The 17,609-nt window shown below is 43.9% G+C and carries 18 protein-coding genes; 15 read left to right on the plus strand and 3 right to left on the minus strand.

What is annotated here, in order from left to right:
- On the minus strand, nt 1–2,278 hold a 2,278-nt coding region (locus EQU50_RS07865; RefSeq protein ID WP_207216342.1), incomplete at its 3' end, for an NB-ARC domain-containing protein.
- A gap of 311 nt (nt 2,279–2,589) precedes the next feature.
- Here EQU50_RS07865 and EQU50_RS08410 point away from each other — a divergent pair.
- On the plus strand, nt 2,590–2,766 hold the full coding sequence (locus tag EQU50_RS08410) for a hypothetical protein (protein ID WP_165380400.1): 177 nt from the start codon (nt 2,590–2,592) through the stop codon (nt 2,764–2,766).
- A gap of 48 nt (nt 2,767–2,814) precedes the next feature.
- Complete coding sequence (locus tag EQU50_RS07870) at nt 2,815–4,452, plus strand: secretin N-terminal domain-containing protein (RefSeq protein WP_130154574.1); 1,638 nt, start codon at nt 2,815–2,817, stop codon at nt 4,450–4,452.
- Between the two features lie 279 nt (nt 4,453–4,731).
- Here EQU50_RS07870 and EQU50_RS07875 read toward each other — a convergent pair whose 3' ends face one another.
- Nucleotides 4,732–4,944 carry a hypothetical protein gene (locus tag EQU50_RS07875; protein ID WP_130154575.1) on the minus strand — a complete coding sequence of 71 codons (213 nt, stop codon included), beginning with the start codon at nt 4,942–4,944 and terminating at the stop codon, nt 4,732–4,734.
- Between the two features lie 197 nt (nt 4,945–5,141).
- Between EQU50_RS07875 and EQU50_RS07880 the strand changes: the two genes are divergently transcribed.
- Genes EQU50_RS07880 through hslU form a run of 3 tightly spaced genes read left to right on the plus strand, consistent with a single transcriptional unit; the run spans nt 5,142 to nt 7,784 of the window.
- Nucleotides 5,142–5,837, plus strand: coding sequence for a cyclase family protein (locus EQU50_RS07880; protein ID WP_130154576.1), 696 nt, complete (start codon nt 5,142–5,144; stop codon nt 5,835–5,837).
- A 56-nt stretch (nt 5,838–5,893) separates the two neighbouring features.
- A complete protein-coding gene (gene hslV, locus EQU50_RS07885) occupies nt 5,894–6,460 on the plus strand; it encodes an ATP-dependent protease subunit HslV (protein ID WP_130154577.1) in 567 nt (188 codons plus the stop codon).
- A gap of 10 nt (nt 6,461–6,470) precedes the next feature.
- Entirely contained in the window at nt 6,471–7,784 is a 1,314-nt protein-coding gene (gene hslU, locus EQU50_RS07890) for an ATP-dependent protease ATPase subunit HslU (RefSeq protein WP_130154578.1), read from the plus strand.
- Nucleotides 7,785–7,819: 35 nt separating this feature from the next.
- Here hslU and EQU50_RS07895 read toward each other — a convergent pair whose 3' ends face one another.
- A complete protein-coding gene (locus tag EQU50_RS07895; protein ID WP_130154579.1) occupies nt 7,820–8,722 on the minus strand; it encodes an EamA family transporter in 903 nt (300 codons plus the stop codon).
- 150 nt (nt 8,723–8,872) lie between these two features.
- On the opposite strand from EQU50_RS07895, the gene EQU50_RS07900 reads away from it, so the two are divergent.
- The 10 genes from EQU50_RS07900 to EQU50_RS07940 all read left to right on the plus strand — a co-directional run bounded on the left by EQU50_RS07900 (nt 8,873) and on the right by EQU50_RS07940 (nt 17,604).
- Nucleotides 8,873–9,436, plus strand: coding sequence for a hypothetical protein (locus EQU50_RS07900; protein WP_130154580.1), 564 nt, complete (start codon nt 8,873–8,875; stop codon nt 9,434–9,436).
- 71 nt (nt 9,437–9,507) lie between these two features.
- The gene (gene pyk, locus EQU50_RS07905; protein ID WP_130154581.1) at nt 9,508–10,923 is read left to right on the plus strand and encodes a pyruvate kinase; all 1,416 of its coding nucleotides are present in this window, start codon (nt 9,508–9,510) and stop codon (nt 10,921–10,923) included.
- A gap of 139 nt (nt 10,924–11,062) precedes the next feature.
- On the plus strand, nt 11,063–12,106 hold the full coding sequence (locus EQU50_RS07910) for a leucine-rich repeat domain-containing protein (RefSeq protein WP_130154582.1): 1,044 nt from the start codon (nt 11,063–11,065) through the stop codon (nt 12,104–12,106).
- Between the two features lie 118 nt (nt 12,107–12,224).
- Nucleotides 12,225–12,374: an MBL fold metallo-hydrolase gene (locus EQU50_RS08415; protein ID WP_165380401.1), complete on the plus strand. Its 150-nt coding sequence runs from the start codon at nt 12,225–12,227 to the stop codon at nt 12,372–12,374.
- A 3-nt stretch (nt 12,375–12,377) separates the two neighbouring features.
- Complete coding sequence (locus tag EQU50_RS07915) at nt 12,378–13,022, plus strand: MBL fold metallo-hydrolase (protein ID WP_130154583.1); 645 nt, start codon at nt 12,378–12,380, stop codon at nt 13,020–13,022.
- Nucleotides 13,023–13,150: 128 nt separating this feature from the next.
- Nucleotides 13,151–14,806 (plus strand): alpha-amylase family glycosyl hydrolase, encoded by a 1,656-nt coding sequence (locus EQU50_RS07920; protein ID WP_165380402.1) that lies wholly within the window; start codon nt 13,151–13,153, stop codon nt 14,804–14,806.
- Nucleotides 14,807–14,848: 42 nt separating this feature from the next.
- Nucleotides 14,849–15,612 (plus strand): IS5 family transposase gene (locus EQU50_RS07925; RefSeq protein WP_130153426.1). Its coding sequence is split into 2 segments (ribosomal slippage): nt 14,849–15,181 and nt 15,184–15,612, totalling 762 coding nucleotides; the frame shifts between segments, so codons are not numbered across the junction.
- Nucleotides 15,612–15,920 (plus strand): carbohydrate-binding module family 20 domain-containing protein, encoded by a 309-nt coding sequence (locus EQU50_RS07930; RefSeq protein WP_130154585.1) that lies wholly within the window; start codon nt 15,612–15,614, stop codon nt 15,918–15,920. The genes EQU50_RS07925 and EQU50_RS07930 overlap by 1 nt, the downstream gene beginning before the upstream one ends.
- 78 nt (nt 15,921–15,998) lie before the next feature.
- A complete protein-coding gene (gene rpiB / locus EQU50_RS07935; RefSeq protein WP_130154586.1) occupies nt 15,999–16,460 on the plus strand; it encodes a ribose 5-phosphate isomerase B in 462 nt (153 codons plus the stop codon).
- Nucleotides 16,411–17,604: a CCA tRNA nucleotidyltransferase gene (locus EQU50_RS07940; RefSeq protein WP_165380403.1), complete on the plus strand. Its 1,194-nt coding sequence runs from the start codon at nt 16,411–16,413 to the stop codon at nt 17,602–17,604. Before rpiB ends, EQU50_RS07940 begins: the two co-directional genes overlap by 50 nt.
- Nucleotides 17,605–17,609: the final 5 nt, after the last annotated feature.

A 17,609-nucleotide genomic window follows, 5' to 3' on the forward strand; every position in this document is an offset into this window, starting at 1 on the left:
ATTCACCGTTCGAATTAAACCGGAACGGCCATTCGGATAAAACCAGAATTGCCGTTCGAATTCGCCGGAATACGCATTCATCAATGACCTTGGCAATATATTGTCTAAATACCAGCCCGATTTGCTCTATAAGATGCTTATCCTTTTCAAGGTTCAGAAGCTGGGTAAGGTGACTTAACATGGTGGATTGAATATTCCGATGCAGCGAAAAATTTGCCGGACCCGACTCTTCAGGTGTAATGACAAGGGAGTATTCTTTTAGAAGGTGAATAAAATTATGGACGAGTATCTTTTCTTTGTAGGTGCTGAGCAGCTCTAAGGGAATGTTTTGAGAATCCAACAAACTGATAAACAAAAGCAGCTCTTTAAATTCTTGCCTATGGTCTTCCATAATTTTTTGCAAGGATATGGTGATGATTCTGTCCCGCGTCTGCCCGTAATGACCCGATTTTTTAAGAAGACCCGTTTGAAGTTCTTCAAAATCGGAAGAGTGCTGATTCAAAAGATCCAGATAGTCTTTATAGGTAATATACGTGTTCTTGATATAGTATCCCGCTAAAGACACATCTAAAGGAAACGACGCAATCTTTTGTAAAAAGCCAATGACATCTTCCGAAGGGTCGGTGTGACCGTTATGTAGAATCTTTGTGAAAAGGGCTAAAGCTTCGTTTTGGTTCAATTCATCGATTTCAATAACATTTTGAGGTTGTATAAAGCTTGTATCCTTTATGTTGGCGTCTCTGGTTGTTAGGATGATCTTCCCCCTACCCCAAACTGATTGATTTTGCGGTAGATATGGTTTTACGTCTTCAATGCTTTCAACGTTATCGTAGATTAAAAGCCAATTTGACTGCTCCTTTAAACCCTGTTTCACAAAGCTTAGAAGTTGTTTTTCTTGTTCTTCCAGATTTCGCGTATTTTGAATAAGGTCAAGCTTTTTTCTATGCTCGTCCGTTTGAATAAGATTGTGAGCTAAATCCCTAAACGAATTCATAAGACTTACTTTAGTTTCTGCATTAATCTCCCAAACAATCGAGGCTTTACAGCGGCGTCCAAAGTGTCTTGCAAGGGTCGTTTTTCCTGATCCACCTGCACCGACCAGCACAACCGTTTGTATGTCGTCTTTCCCGTCCAACTTTTTTTCTATCTGCGCCAGAATACCAAGGCGCTCTAAAAAAGCTGTTTCAACAGGAAGGACAAGATCAGAATGAATCGACTTATTATCTGCTTGGGTTGAGCGTTTCTGAAAGGGTAAGAGCCCCATAACAATACATATAAAGATAGCTAAAAAGGCCACGCCAAATGTTATGAGCCCAACCGTTATAACTTTCTTTTTTTGGGAAGGCACCTCTTCTTTGGGACGAAGTTTTTCATATTCAATTTTGAAGGCTACAATTTCATTTTCAATCGATATGTGCGGGAACATTCTTTTCAGAATTTGAAAAACTGACAGAAAATAGTTTTCTGGTTCGTTGAAATGACTCCACTGAAAATGACGTATTTCTTTAGGTACAGGTTTCTTTTCTTTCCAATTGTGTAAAAGGAAAATAAGGTGCTGATTTTTCTCAGCCGCTTCTTTCTCTAGTTGAGCAAAAGCCTGATGAATATGACTGTCTTGAGTGCTGAGAGAAGTTGCAACCTCTGCCGGTAAAATATAAAAGGAGTAATTTGTCTTAGCTTCTGCGCTGTCCCATCCCCCTCCTTTTAAAGTGGTCGTCATAATCTTATGACCATTCTTCTTTTGCCGATCATTCAAATGCCTGGCAAGATATGTATAAGCTATGGGAGTCAGATTGAAAGGAGAGGGGTCCCAATAATTAATCTGACAGGTAATCGTCTGTTTCAAATTGATGAGGGATGAAAGTTTTTGAAATATCTTTTCTAAGTGATTAAGGAATAAATTTTCAGCCTTAAGGGCGTGACAATAAGATTCAAAAGTTGGTTTTTTACCAGACCTATCGACGAGAAACTTTATTTTATCCCTTTTTCTCGTGATATTTTTTAGGTCATCTTTATAGCGTTCTGCAAAAGGTGACAATTTCTCATAAATATTTTCTATGTGAGATTCGACCGTGCTGTCAGATATCTTATAGGTGAAAGCTGTTTTACCATTAACCACCTCTTCGGCAATGGGCATGTTATAAGGGATCTGCTTTGTTTCCTCGCCTAACAAAATATACGCAATAACGTCAATCTCTCGCGAAGAGAATTGGATGCCTGCGACTTCTTTCAAACACCTATTATAAATTTCTTGAGGAAACTGGAAGGAATTTTTCATTAAACATCCATTTTTTAGCGGCTAGTCAAAAAGGGAAGGATAAACTAACTGGCCTTTTAATTGATCGTGTCTTCAAAATCATCCTCTAGGAAATGTTCTTACCCTTTTCCTAGAAGATTCCTACTGTTTTGCTAGATCGTTCCTATCTATATCCCATGTCTTTTGCGGTAAGTTTCAACTTGTTACGGCACGCATTTTTCCAACAAAAAGTGCAAGCCATAACATAGGGAACCTAAGACATTCTATCTAATAAACCCTTAGAAGACATGATCCCATCTTAGGTTCCCCAAGAATAACAGGAGGAGACTATCATGATTGTCCAACATAAACCAGTCCCAGAAAAGAAATTGGCTTATGGGTTTTTTATCATTCTCAATCTACTCTCCATCGCGCATGCGCTAAGCTCCTCAAAAGGCGACATCTGCCGAAGGGCTACGTTAACTTTTAATCGTTACCTTGTTTTAATTAAGGATGGAATTTATGAATAAATTGATACATTGTCATGCGCCCATTCCTGATCTAAATGTGCTTATTCCATGAGTAAATTGCATCTTTTATGTCTGGTACTGGCTAGCATGACTTTGACAGGGTGCCGTGAGGTGTTAAAAAAAGATGCCCTGGCTCCGGAAATAACAAAGAAGGAAACGCGGGAACTCACCACGCCTGCTGATCCGTCACCCTTAAAACAACGCGTCTCCCACGTTAAAAGCCCATCTGATGACATCCCCGCCGTTTTTTTTCAAACGGTCAGCGTAAACCTCAGCGACTCTATGCCTTTAAAGCCCGTTCTGATTGCTTTGGCCCAACAGGCAAACATTGATTTACAGCTGGATCCTAAAATTGACGCACGTGTTGTTTTCTCATCCAAGGAAACCCCTTTTATTCAGGTGATTGAAAGCATCTGCCAGCTGGCGAGATTGCGATACAGAATCATTAACAAAAGCCTTCGGATCGAGACGGATTCTGTCTATGTGGAAAATTATAATGTGCAGTTTTTGAATCTTTCCCGCAGCAGCGAAAATCGCATTTCTATTGCCACCGATGTTTTTGCCGATGCCTCTAACCCCTCCGGTAAAAATGCCCAAGATAACGGTTCCAACAGTGCTGTCAAAATTGCCAGCAATAATGATTTTTGGACTGAATTGGAAAGTAACCTTAAGGTCATCCTTTCTCACGCCTCTAAAGGGAACCTTCCCGGGACTTATTCCCTGCATCGCCAAGGGGGTGTCGTCTCCATTTGTGGAACGTCGAAACATCATCAATTGGTCAAAAGTTATTTAAACACGCTGCGACAGGCGGCCAGCAGTCAGGTTTTGATTGAGGCCAAAATTATCGAGGTGGTTTTAAAAGATGAATTCCGAAGTGGCATCAACTGGCAAAAGGTCGGCACCAGAAGTGATTGGCAAGCGAACGCGCCCTTTGGCGACTTGGCCCGTCAAAGCGGCTTTTTAGACCCCAATTCTGCGCAAAGTGGTGTGGTCAGTTTCGGGGCGGCTGGTAAGACATTTTCCTCGATTTTAGAGGCGTTGCAAGAATTTGGTGTTTCGCGAACTTTGTCCAGCCCCCGATTAACCGTGATGAATAACCAGGCGGCCATTTTAAAGGTGGCGCAGAATCAAGTGTATTTCCGACTTCGGTATGACAAGCAATATAATACTGCTGTCCAGCGCGAATCGGTCAGCATATCCAGTGATATTCAAACCGTCCCGATTGGGTTTGTCATGACGGTTCACCCCTCTATTGATGCGGAAACGGGCGAGATTATTTTGTTCCTAAGGCCCACCATTTCACGGCTTAATAAATCGGTTTCCGATCCGGCGGTTGATATCATTAACAATTCGCTGCCAGCCAATGGGTCAACAACGCCCAGCAAACCATCGCTTATTCCGGTGGTGGAGGTGCGCGAGATTGATTCAATTTTACGCCTGAAAGATGGCGGCGTGGCCATCTTGGGGGGATTGATGGAGGTCCGGTCGGTCCAAGACACGAACGGGCTGCCCATTTTAAAAGATGTTGAGGTTGTAAGAGAATTGTTTAGTTCACATACGGCAGGTGATCAGGTGGTCGAACTGGTCATTTTGTTAAAAGCCACCATCATGGATGATGCTGGTTTGCCACCTGATGCCGCTGATAATCGATTACAAAGTTATATTCCTGACCCACGTCCTTTGTAGAAAAGTTCCATGGGATTTGAGCCCATGGAGATTGTAGGATACGCAGATCTTACTGGGTGAGGAGGCTGCTAAAGAACCTCGATTTGTTTTGTGCTGAAGCAAGACGTGCGCGAAGCTCTCTTTCTAATTTCCTATACATCTTTTGCTCAAACTTTGCATTTACACTTATGTATGAAGGGCTATTGGTTCCTTTCTCAATAAAAGAACCAATATAGTTTGCGGCATTTCGATAGAATTTAAGAAGCTCAGTATCGCGAGCTGATTTTGAGGAGTATTCTTTTAATCGAACGTCCTCATGTTTGACTCTAATTTGTTAAGTGCTTCTATAAATTTAATATCCGAAATTCGACTTGCCCCACTGGTTCGTAAACTAGGTAAGGTTTTGCTTTTACTGCCAGAATCGACGTCAGCCTCAGAGGCGTTGACAACAGAAACGCTCAATTGACTTAATGCACCGATTGCCAAAAATAACGCTAAATTTTTAAATTTCATAATAACCTCTCTATCTTAATAATAAATTAATACATAGGTTCTTTAATTTAAAAAATCAAAATAAAAATTTTAATTCAAAATTAGAAAAATATTAAAGATTTCATTTCGAAATTTTATACTTATTTTTCCTTGAAATTGTCGCGTTTTCTAGCTTTAATGGGGGAAAATTCAAGACATAGATTTGATATAAGAACGGCATGAAATCCCATAAATTCCCTTATACTCTGATTGATCTGACCCACACCTTAACGCCCGATATTCCAACCTGGACGGGCGGATGCGGGTTCCACCAACAGGTCAAGCTTGATTATGATTCTTGTGAAACGGATGTTAAATTTCGGGTTCAGCAATTAAAACTCCACGCTGGCATCGGCACGCACATCGACGCGCCGGCCCATTGTATTCCTGGTGGGCAAAGCATTGACCAGTTAAGCCTTGATCAGCTGTCAGCCCCTTGCGCGGTGATTGATGTTTCAGGCCATGCCCATGAAAGGTACACAGTTACACCACAGGATATTTTAGATTTTGAGCACCAGTATGGTTCCTTGCCGCCCCATGCTTTTGTGATTATTAATACGGGCTGGGAACGGTTTTGGACGCAGCCTGACCAATATCGAAACAATCATATTTTCCCCTGTGTCGGTAGGGATGCTGCCCAGTTGTTGTTAGATCGCGCCATCGCTGGTTTGGGAATTGATACGCTTTCACCTGATCGGCCGACTGATGGCTTTCCTGTGCACCAGCTTATTTTGGGGGCTGGAAAATACATTGTCGAAAATGTGGCCCATGCCCTAAAGATGCCCCGATTAGGCGCTTATACGCTTGCCTTACCGATTAAAACGCAAGGCGGAACCGAGGCGCCAGCCCGCCTGGTTGGCTTAATACCCACCTAGCTAAAGTTTGTGAAAACAGCTATCCTCCAATGAAATAAAAAATAAAGGTTTCTTTCATGAATCATTCGACGCATGCGCCTGACCGTTGGTATGGCACCACCATTGTTTCGGTGCGAAAAGGGAACACAGTGGTCATTGGTGGCGATGGCCAGGTGACCTTGGGATCGCAAGTCATTAAATCGCAGGCCCGCAAAGTGCGGCGCTTGGCGAACAACCAGGTTATCGTTGGGTTTGCAGGGGCAACCGCGGATGCCTTTGCGTTGTTTGAACGGTTAGAGGCCAAATTAGAGCAATACCCTTCTCAGCTGTCACGGGCTTGTGTTGAAATGGCCAAAGATTGGCGAACCGATCGGTATCTGCGACGTTTAGAGGCCATGATGACCGTGGCAGATAGCAAGGTTTCTTTGATTCTGACGGGTAACGGCGACGTTCTAGAGCCCGAGGATGGCATTATGGCCATTGGTTCCGGCGGTGGTTTTGCCCTGGCAGCCGCCCGCGCCCTTATCCAAGTTGATGCCTATGACGCAGAAACCATTGTTCGAAAATCCCTTGGAATCGCGGCTGATATCTGTATTTATACCAACAATAATGTTGTGATTGAATCCCTGTCGACTGAAGTTTAGGAAGTTTGAAATGACCACATTAACCCCCCGCGAAATTGTTGCTGAATTAGACCGCCACATCGTTGGTCAAACCGATGCAAAGCGAGCCGTTGCCGTCGCCCTTAGGAATCGATGGCGGCGCCTGCAGCTGTCCAAAGAATTGCAAGAAGAAGTTCTGCCGAAGAACATTTTGATGATTGGGCCAACGGGTGTTGGAAAAACTGAGATTGCTCGTCGTCTGGCCAAGCTTGCTCAAGCTCCCTTTATAAAGGTCGAGGCCACAAAGTTTACCGAAATTGGATATGTTGGTCGTGATGTAGAACAAATCATTCGTGATTTGATTGAAATTGCCATTCACATGACGCGTCAACGCCTGCGGGAAGAAGTCAAAGTTAAGGCAAAAAGTCACGCCGAGGAGAGAGTTCTGGATGTTCTGGTAGGGGAATCAGCCAGCCCAGAAACGCGTCAAAAATTTCGCACCCTTTTGCATCAGGGCGAGCTAAACGATCGAGAAATTGAGATTCAGGTCTCTGATAATGCTGGTTTAAATATGCCAACCATCGATGTTCCTGGTATGCCGGGGGCGCAGATGGGAATGTTAAATCTGGGTGATATGTTTGGTAAAGCCTTTGGTGGGGGGCGCACAAAAACACGCAAATTAAGTGTACAAGAATCTTTTGAAGTCTTAATGGCAGAGGAAAGCGACAAGCTGCTTGATCAGGAGAAAGTTATTGCGGAAGCCATCGAAACCGTTCAACAAAAGGGTATCGTCTTTATCGATGAAATCGACAAAATCTGCGCCCGTTCTGAACGGCAAGGCGGTGATGTTAGCCGGGAAGGGGTCCAGCGGGATTTATTGCCGTTGATTGAAGGCACAAACGTTGCCACCAAACATGGCACGGTCAAAACGGACCATATTTTATTTATCACATCGGGCGCGTTCCATCTGGCCAAGCCCTCTGACCTGTTGCCTGAATTGCAGGGGCGTTTGCCGATTCGGGTTGAGCTGAAGGCCTTAACAAAGGAAGATTTCGTACGCATTCTAAGCGAGCCGGAGGCGAACCTGATTGAACAGGCCAAGGCCTTGATGGCAACCGAAGGGGTGACATTGACCTTTACCCCCGAATCGATTGACGAAATGGCCAGCCTGGCGGCCCACATTAACCAGAACATTGAAAATATTGGCGCCAGACGTTTACACACCATTCTTGAAAAGCTTTTGGAAGAAATCAGCTTTGATGCCAGCGAGCTTGAAGAGAAGGTTATTGAAATCACCGGCCAGCATGTTCAAGACAGGGTGGGTCCTTTGGCCAAGAACCAGGATTTGTCCAAGTTTATTTTGTGAAGTCTTATTAGGATTTTTCCAAAAATCTAGGAAAATCATTTGAAAGCGGTATGTTGCCTTAAAAAAGCAGACGGCATCCAAGAGCCACCCGGCCACTGGTTAATGGCTAAGCCTGTGAATACTAAAAAGGATGCCAACATCGTTTGAAGGGAAATCGTTTCACCCAAAAACAACCATCCCGATAAAAAGGCAAACACAGGGATCAGAAGAGAGTAGGGGGCCACAATACATGGGGAGTATAAATGCATCAGCTTGGCCCACCCTGTTCCCCCGATCCACGTGGCAATCCAGGAAATATACAAAATGCATCCAAGCCCTGTCCAATCTAGTTGTTGGCCTATGCGTATAAACGTTTCGATCCCCCCTTCAAAGGCATAACTCATGCCCAAAAAAGGCAAGGGCAGAATAGAACTTGTCCAAACAATCAAGGCAAACGAATCCAAAGGTCCCGCTTTTCTGACCAAAATATTGGACGTAGCCCAAGAAAAAGCCGCACACAAAACACACAGCAAACCAGCCAGACTAGACGATGAATGCATTCCATGCCCAATTAGGAAGATGCCGGTGAAGGCGATTAAAATGCCAATGCCCTGTTTCCAAGATAATCGTTGGTGAAAAACACATAAGGACAAAATGATCGTGAAAAAGGATTGGCTTTGTAAAATCAAAGACCCCAAACCCGCGCTCATCCCCAGGTTAATGCCGACAAAAAGAAAGGAAAATTTGATAAGTCCCATGCTTAACCCAATGGCTATCAGCATTTTGATGGAAATGGCGGGGCGTTTGACAAAAAGGACCAAAGGCAACCCAGCCAGAGCATACCGAAAAAAGGCAAACGCAAAGGGCGGCACCTCGGTCAGCCCAATTTTGATGACGACAAAATTGAAACCCCAAACGATGGCTACTAACAGGGCCAAAAGAATATGTTGATAACTCATGATTGAATATACGTAAGCTGAAGACACCTTTAATTATATAGGGAATCTTTCATGATTTACCACATTCATACATGTGGTTGCTCAAATTAATTATTCCTTAAACATTTTCCTGTAATAATAGAATATGTTTATTATTAGGGAATCACGTTTATGAAGATCTTATACACTCGCTCACTCGCTTTTTTAATGCTTTTTATTGGCACTACAGGTTTTGGTACTCTTGCCCATTCGTCACACGATGAGGGTGGAAAAAATACTGGCGCATCAGCTGCAACTTCGTCCCAAAAAGCCCCCGTTGTCTCTATGGGGCAACAATCAAGTTTAGAGATGACAGATGAAGAAATTCAGACAAAACTTGAGAAGTTAGCCAAAAAAAGAAGGGAAACTTCAGAATATAAAGGTTCCCTTAACTTTCTCCCAAAGGTTCTGAATGATGATTTGGCAGGCATTAACGTAAAAAAGATGGCTGCTCAACATTTGAAAGATATTTTAGATATTGAAGAAAAATTAGTAGAAGAGCACGTCTTAGAAGCTATTGATCCCATCAAAAAACAGACTCTAGTGGAGCGTATTGAAGAGATTTTGGAACAGCCCGCTGGCAAAAAAGAAACAGTTAAAGCAAAGCCTGCCGAGGGAACTCATGATGGGTTTTATGAGAATATTCCAGGCCCGTTCCCTTTTGATGATGGTGAGATAGATTCCATGGAACCTTGAATTCCTATGGCATTACGGTCTAAGGTGAGGAAATTTTAGACTTTGTATGCTGATATGGTAAAGGGGTTCCTGTGCGTCGACTGAGAAATGCTAAAATTGTGGCGACCTTGGGTCCGGCCAGCTGCCATGAAGACGTCATCAAAACGTTGTTTGAAAAAGGGGCGGATGTTTTCCGCCTTAATTTTTCCCATGGCACACACGAAGACCATCAAAAAAACTTTGAAACTTTGCGCAGACTGGAACAACACTTTAACCGTCCCATCACCATATTGATGGATTTACAGGGGCCCAAATTGCGTGTGGGCACCTTTGCGGAAGGTAAGGTTGTTCTGAAGCCCAACCAGGTTTTTACATTCGATTTAAATGCCGAGCCTGGTACCCAAGACCGGGTCTGTCTTCCCCATACCGAAATTTTTAAAGCTATCGAAGCAGGGACAGATTTATTGCTGGATGATGGCAAGTTGCGTCTGAAAGTTATCCGCTACAGCCATGATTCAATTGAAACAATCGTGACGACCGGTGGCGAATTGTCGAACCGCAAAGGGGTTAATGTTCCAGCCGTCTTGTTGCCCCTTTCAGCGCTGACCGACAAAGACCGCCATGATCTGGACTTTGGTTTGGCATTGGGGGTGGATTGGGTCGCGTTATCCTTTGTGCAAAAACCAGCCGATATCCTGGAGGCGCAGAATCTGATCCAAGGTCGGGCTAAGGTTATCGCGAAGCTTGAAAAACCAATGGCCATTCAATATTTGGATGAAATTGTTCGTCTGTCTGATGCCGTGATGGTGGCCCGGGGTGATTTGGGCGTAGAAATGCTGCCGGAGGAAGTTCCCAGCATTCAAAAACGTATCATTCATAGTTGCCGTCAGGCTGGCAAACCGGTTGTGGTGGCAACCCAAATGCTGGATTCGATGGTGCACACGCCATCCCCAACGCGGGCCGAGGCCTCCGACGTGGCCACAGCCATTTATGATGGCGTTGATGCAGTTATGTTATCGGCAGAAACAGCATCTGGCGCATATCCCGTGGAGGCCGTGGCCATGATGGATCGAATCATCATCCAAACAGAACGCGACCCAGTTTATCGCCAAATGGTTGACCATTCACGCCCCCAACCCCAACCAACAGTGGCAGATTCCATCACCGCCTCTGCCCGCCAGATTGCACATATCATTTCAGTGCCTGTGATTGTTACCTTTTCTGATACGGGCTCCACCACTTTAAGGGCCGCACGCGAACGGCCTGAGTCCCCCATTTTGGCCCTGACGCCCAATTTGCAAACGGCACGTTTCCTGGGGTTGGTCTGGGGCGTCCATGCTGTTCTTGTCCCCCCCATCAACAGCTTTGCTGAAATGGTTGAAAATGCTTGCCATTTGGCTTTTAAAGAAAATTTCGCAAAAAAAGGCGAGCAAATTTTGATTACAGCGGGCGTTCCTTTTGGCAAGGCGGGTGGAACAAATATTTTGCGAATCGCTAAAATCGACTAATGTCTCCAGCACTCCTGAAAAGCCATCAGGTCTTTTTTCGCGGGGCCGTAGCGCAAAATTTGCATTTTACTGTTGATTTTTGTTTTCAATGTTTCTAGGGTGACCGCACAGAATCAATTTTTAATGCAAGCGCCAACCGATGATTAAATTTTTTACCGTATTGTTTTTCCTTTTTTCCCTTACTGCCCCTGGTTTTTCCATGGAAGAACCTAAAATTGAAGGGGACACACCGGCTGCATCTTATGCCCCATTAGCTGCGGCTACTTCCCCTGTTCTTTGCTTAAGCGAAGAAGCCACTTCATCTAACAGCTCTTCATCTGTGGCCACTGCTGCTGTGCCCTCTAGTAAGGATGAAAGAGTGGAGGTTTCCGAGGGAGGTCGAAATCATTTTGATACCCTGCCAGAGGAAATTCTTTCCCATATTCTTTGTGGCTTTTTTGTAGATGCTGCATTTTATAAAGATATGTGCCTGGTATCACACCAATTCTTAAAACATATTAAATACAATTTAAAACATGTTAAAGACAAGCGCTTGACATACTACTCCTGGCATTTAGAAAACACACATTTGAATAATGACCGATTCCGCGAAGAGCTTAAAGAAGCTGCACCGCATCTAAATCATTTAACTGTTTTAGCGAGAACGCTTACTAGGTTTCTGCCCATTCTTTCTGAACATAAAATTAACCTAAAATCATTGACTGTTAAGAACAAACGCAAGCTTAGAGTTAGCCATGCAGAATTAGGGTATTTTCTTCAGTTCAATACCAATTTACAGGAATTACATATATCTGGATGTCAATGGACCCCGCATCTTGAAACATTGTTCGCTAATATAGGTCAAAACATCAAGATTTTGATGGTACGTGGCGTAGGACTTAAACAAAAGATGTTAAACAGTTACCTTAAAACTGCTGAACATTTAGAAGAATTGGATATATCTTACAACTCTGAACTGTACACACTGCCTGCTCTTCCTAAAGGAAATCAACTTAGGGTTTTAAAGGCATACCATACCCGGATCCACAAAGGGTCAGTGGTTAATTTTCTTACTTCTGCCACACATTTATATCATTTCTATTTACCCTGTGAAGTTGGTCAGAGGATAGATAGACAAGATGAATTCTCGGGTACTATAGGCTATTTTCATAAGCTTGAGAATGTATGTTCGAATTCGCTGTAAGCGCAATTGGATAGAAAGGTGATAACCCAGTGGGTTTCTAGAAAGGCATGGCTGTTGATTGTTTAAGCTTAGGTATTCGGGGTAAGATGGGTTATTAATCACAAGGCGGATGAGTCTTATGCAATTAACTTTTTGGGGCGTTAGGGGCAGCTCCCCCCAATCAGGACCGGAATATCACTATGGGGGGCACACATCCTGCACATCCTTAAGGGTGGGCAAGGATTTGATAGTGTTTGACGCAGGATCTGGCCTGATCAATCTTTCCTAAAATCTGGAACAACAGGTCAACAAACCAGACGCAATTTATTTCTTTATAACCCATGCTCACCTGGACCATATCATAGGTCTGATGGGTTTTTATTGGCTGTGGAAACCAGACTGCCCCTTTGATATTCATTTTATCAGTGCCCATCCTGGCATTGAGGCAGTCTTAAAAACCCTTATAAGTCCCCCTTATTTTCCATTGTCTTTGAAAGATTCCAAAGCCCCCGTTTTTTATCACGACCTTAAATATGTTTGGCAGGGTGATGGTTGGTCTATAAGAGCTTTTCCCTTGAACCATCCCGGGGGAAGTTCTGGTTACCGCTTTGATCGCCATGGCTATTCTCTGGCTTTTGTGACCGACACGGCCCCCATCAATACGCAACCCTTTTACGACTGGTTGCACAGTCTTGACCTGTTGATTCATGATGCGATGTTTGACGATCAAGAAGCCGACCGTTATCCCGACTGGGGACATTCTTCGGTGAAGCAGGTGGCTGATTTGGCTAATAAAGTGGCCGCAAAAAATTTGATTCTTTATCACCACCACCCTTACCACACCGATGATGATTTAAAAAAACTTGAACAGCAGGCACAAGAAATTTTTCCCAACGCATCGATGGCCAGACAGGGGCATGCCCACAACTTGTCATAAAACACCCCCCCCCCCCCCATTAACTATAAGTTAACAAATAAATGCAACAATAAATAATTGTTTTTTTTATTTGTTGATTAATGGTAGAGCATGTTATGAGAATAGGTGGTTTTTTAGGTTTATTCCTTTTGGCAGTTCCATTTTCTGCCCATGCCAGCGGGTCAGCAGCTTTGAATGGTCCTAAGTTTTTCTATGACTCAACCAAAGTTCCAACAGCCATTTACCATGCTTTTGATCTGCCTTTTGTTAAAACAATTGGTACGGGGACGGGGAAAATAAACAGGAATTTAACTTTCAGCGATGAAGACACAACCCCCATAATGAATCGTTTGGATAGCATTAAAGCCAGGGGTTATACGCATATACAAATTTCACCGCCGGCTATATGTAAACCTCGGTATTCTAAACTTAGTCCTGGTGGTTATGATTTCAAAGATATTTGGTACCTCTCATACCAGCCTTATGTGGTTGTTTTGGACAGTTCATATCAAACTGAGCTTGATGCTGTATTCGGACAAGGTAAAAAAACGATCAATCAATACGGCCTTCCCTTATCCGATGGCACAATCATAGGATATCGCTTAGGCAACAGTCGTTACGGTAGCCTTGCTGATTTAAAGGCGCTTATAGATGCCGCCAAGGGAAACGGACTTGGGATTATTGCAGACGTTGTTATGCACCAAATATCTTGGGATCATGGTGGGGCTAATACGAATGTTAACTCTATGGGCCTTTCAGACCTGCATCCTATTGTTTGTGACTCAACGGATCCCACCGATAACACTTTCTCTCTGTCTGGCCTGAATTTTCCAAATAATTTCTTTTTTCAACGGGGTACTGGACAATATGGATATACGACTTGGGATTGGGGGCCTGATTTGAACACAGGCAACTCCTCCGTACAAACGATGATCGTAAACTATTTTCAACTTTTAAGTGATATTGGGATTACAGGTATTCGACTGGATGGTATGAAACAGCTTTCTCCAGGCAACGTGCAAGACATTTTCCAACAGGCCAAAACACAGATAGAAAAGAATGGGGGTCAGTTTTTCACATGGGGTCATGGTGAAGTTGCTGATCCACAGTACAACGTTACAAGCCCCTATTTACCGCTTTCTCCGATTGAAGATTTTATATCGTTGGGATTATTGCAAAACATTTTCGCAGGCAGCAATCAGCCGATGGGGTTCCTTGTTACCCCTTGGGCTTTAGGGAATGCGGCGGCTACGGCATTTTCTATACTTCATGATCAATATCCGGGAGTTAGTACAGGTCAAGTAGCCACGTATTACAGTAATGGGAATCATGCTGATCCATCGAACATCGTAAACTCTCAGTTGGCAATTGCTTATTTGATGGCAACAAAACGATGCAATGGGCCGCTTCTTGTTTTACGTTTTGAGGATGAAAAAGATTCCATAGCCCAGCTAATTGAACGGGGCCTTGATTTTCGAACACAAATGGAGGCAAAAAACGCCCCGCACGAATACGCCAAAGCGTTAAACAATGACGTTTTGTTGATAGGTCGTCAGTATGGATTTGCGGTTATTAACAAAGGCTGGTCATCCTATACTTTGTCTCAGAATGATCTCCGCAGTAATGCCCAGCTGCCGTTTTATATTCCTGATGGAACGTACAAAGATAAGTGGGGCAATACCTACACCATGGCTTCTGGTATATCAACCCCCAAAATCAATGTCTTTTTCAGAAATGCGGCATTTTTGATTTTGCAATCTCCGGCTGGCCAAACTAGGGCGTGTCATCAATTGAATAAGTCATAGATTTCTGTTTTAATTGAGAAAAATTTTACGAGGTTTTTTTCGGTGAGACGCTACGCATTACGGGATGATCAATGGGATCGCATTAAGGGTATGCTACCTGGAAGGGAAGGATATGTTGGTGCAACAGCAAAAGACAATCGCCTATTTATAGAAGCCGTTCTATATCGATATCGAGCTGGAATTCCGTGGCGTGATTTACCGGAACGTTTTGGGGATTTTAGAGTTATTCATCTACGCCATTCGAGGTGGAGCCAATCAGGTGTGTGGAAGAAAATTTTTGAGCTATTAAGCCAAGATGCTGACAATGAATACGCTATGATTGATTCAAGTATAGTGCGTGCTCATCAGCACAGTGCTGGTGCTAAAAAAAAGAATTCTCAGCTGACCAAGCGATTGGACGAAGCAAAGGAGGATTAAGCACCAAAATTCATGCCACCTGTGATGCGTTGGGAAATCCAACAGGGTTTTATTTAACAGCCGGACAAGATCACGATTTAGAAGGTGCCGATGCCTTAATAGATAACCTTACGCAAGCTGGTGCCGTCTTAGCTGACAAGGCTTATGACGCAGACGAACGTATGAGAAAAAAACTTGAAGAGAAAGGATGTGAGGCGGTCATTCCCCCAAAAAAGAATAGGATCAACCCTTGTTCGTATGATAAAGACCTCTACAAGGCCCGGCACCTCATCGAAAACTTCTTCGACAAACTTAAACAATACAGAGCCATAGCCACTCGATATGATAAAACAGCTCGAAACTTCCTGGGAGCCATACATTTGGTTGCTGCGGCTATTTGGCTTAATTGATGACACGCCCTAGTGCTGACGTGGCTTTTTCATGTTCATCACAAACCCTTTTGGGAGAAAATGTTTTTGTCGGTGGGAACCATCCTCTGTTGGGGAATTGGGCACCCCGTCCTGATGCATTTAACGCTCTATTGAATATGAGTAATGATGGAACCTCAAGCTACCCAACCTGGAATTCTCTGACTATGCGCTTTCCTGTAAACCTGACTTTAGAATATAAATTTGGTAAAACATGGCAGGATTCTCAAAAAATAAACGTATGGGAACCTGGAGACAACCAACAGCTTACTGTAACCGCAAGCAGCTAATTAGAGCGTATGGACTTCTTTTCTATAGAAAAAATAACTGATACTGTCAGTTAAAATTATTTTTTGTAGGGACAGATTATGAGTGAGGTTATCGGTAGCACTTCTGTTATCGTCTTTGGCTGTGATCATGCCGGCTTTTTGCTTCAACAACACTTGATGGAAAAAGTGAAGGCGCATGGTTTTCACGTCATTGACTGCGGCACTGACGATGAGTTGTCGGTTGATTACCCTGACTTTGCAGAACGGGTGGCCGAGAGGATCCTTCATCAAAAGGCTGAAAAAGGGATTCTGATTTGTGGTACCGGAATGGGTATGGCGATTGCCGCTAACCGGCACCGAGGCATTCGTGCCGCGTGCTGTTATGATGCCAATCAGGCAACCATCGCCCGCCAACATAACGACATCAATGTCTTGTGCCTGGGCAGTCGTCTTAGCGATGAAGCTGTTGCTTTTGAATGCGTTATGGCTTTTTTGAAAACTGATTTCGACGGTGGGCGTCATCAACGACGCCTTGATAAAATTGACAAGAATGCTGCTTAACCAGCCGGCCATCCAAACCTTGTTCAAGGTTCTAAAACCTTTCGACGCGCGATTGGTTGGGGGATGTGTGAGGGATTCTTTGCTTGGCTTGAAAAGTATCGATATCGATGTGGCTGTGGCTGCGCCACCTGAACAAATTTCGCAACACCTTCGCCAACAGGGCATTAAAGTCATCCCCACCGGCATCGAATTTGGCACCATCACGGCGGTGATTCATCATCAAGGATTTCAGATTACCAGCCTGCGCCAAGATGTGAAAACCGATGGCCGTCATGCCCAGGTTTCGTTTGGAACCGATTGGGTGGAGGACGCCAAGCGTCGTGATTTTACAATGAACGCTTTATCCTTGGATGCTCAAGGGACCCTGTATGATTATTTTGAAGGTGAAGCTGACTTAAAAGCAGGAATCATCCGTTTTATTGGCGATGCGGATCAGCGCATCCGCGAGGATTATCTGCGCATTTTACGCTATTATCGTTTTTTGGCCTATTTTGGAAAAGGCGATCCCGCCCCCATTCCAGCCCTTCATAATTTAAGGGTTGGTTTAAAACAGTTGTCTGTTGAGCGCGTTCAGCAGGAGATTTTGAAATTGCTGGCGGCCCCCCATCCGGAGCAGGCATTAGCGTTGATGCAAAACGACGACATTTTTCAAGTTCTTTATGATCAACCGGTTGATTTAAGCTTTCTGCAACGGTTGTTTGAAATCGAGCGGATGTGGAAGCTGACCCCTGAACCATTGCGTCGCCTGTGGGCCCTTTTTCAAAGTAAAGCTTCCGGATTTTATGAAACCTACTTCCGCATTAGCCATACCCAATTGGGGTTTTTAAAACAGATGAACCTTTGGATAAAAAAGACTGACAGGCGCTGGGTTTTGTACAAACAAGGCTATGGTTTTTTTGAAAGTTGGTGTGTGCTAAAGGACGACCTCAATCCGGACCACATAAGGGCCAACTTGGAATGGGCGAAGACTCAGCCGCCCTTGATTTTCCCCCTTAAAGGGCAAGATTTGTTAAGCCAGGGAATTCCCGCCGGCCCCGAAATGGGAAGGTTGTTGGCGTGTTGTGAACAATGGTGGGTTGAAAATGACTTCAACCCTGACCAACAAGAATGCCTGGCTTATTGCGGAACAATAAGGGACTTTTGAACCCG

Origin of the sequence: Candidatus Finniella inopinata, from assembly GCF_004210305.1 — a bacterium.
Lineage (GTDB): Bacteria > Pseudomonadota > Alphaproteobacteria > Paracaedibacterales > CAIULA01 > Finniella > Finniella inopinata_A.

Coding starts and splice junctions, on each gene's coding strand:
- EQU50_RS08410 (WP_165380400.1), top strand. CDS start 2,590: ATGATTGTCCAACATAAACCAGTCCCAGAAAAGAAATTGGCTTATGGG.
- EQU50_RS07870 (WP_130154574.1), top strand. CDS start 2,815: ATGAGTAAATTGCATCTTTTATGTCTGGTACTGGCTAGCATGACTTTG.
- EQU50_RS07875 (WP_130154575.1), bottom strand. CDS start 4,944: ATGAAATTTAAAAATTTAGCGTTATTTTTGGCAATCGGTGCATTAAGT.
- EQU50_RS07880 (WP_130154576.1), top strand. CDS start 5,142: ATGAAATCCCATAAATTCCCTTATACTCTGATTGATCTGACCCACACC.
- hslV (WP_130154577.1), top strand. CDS start 5,894: ATGAATCATTCGACGCATGCGCCTGACCGTTGGTATGGCACCACCATT.
- hslU (WP_130154578.1), top strand. CDS start 6,471: ATGACCACATTAACCCCCCGCGAAATTGTTGCTGAATTAGACCGCCAC.
- EQU50_RS07895 (WP_130154579.1), bottom strand. CDS start 8,722: ATGAGTTATCAACATATTCTTTTGGCCCTGTTAGTAGCCATCGTTTGG.
- EQU50_RS07900 (WP_130154580.1), top strand. CDS start 8,873: ATGAAGATCTTATACACTCGCTCACTCGCTTTTTTAATGCTTTTTATT.
- EQU50_RS07910 (WP_130154582.1), top strand. CDS start 11,063: ATGATTAAATTTTTTACCGTATTGTTTTTCCTTTTTTCCCTTACTGCC.
- EQU50_RS08415 (WP_165380401.1), top strand. CDS start 12,225: ATGCAATTAACTTTTTGGGGCGTTAGGGGCAGCTCCCCCCAATCAGGA.
- EQU50_RS07930 (WP_130154585.1), top strand. CDS start 15,612: ATGACACGCCCTAGTGCTGACGTGGCTTTTTCATGTTCATCACAAACC.
- rpiB (WP_130154586.1), top strand. CDS start 15,999: ATGAGTGAGGTTATCGGTAGCACTTCTGTTATCGTCTTTGGCTGTGAT.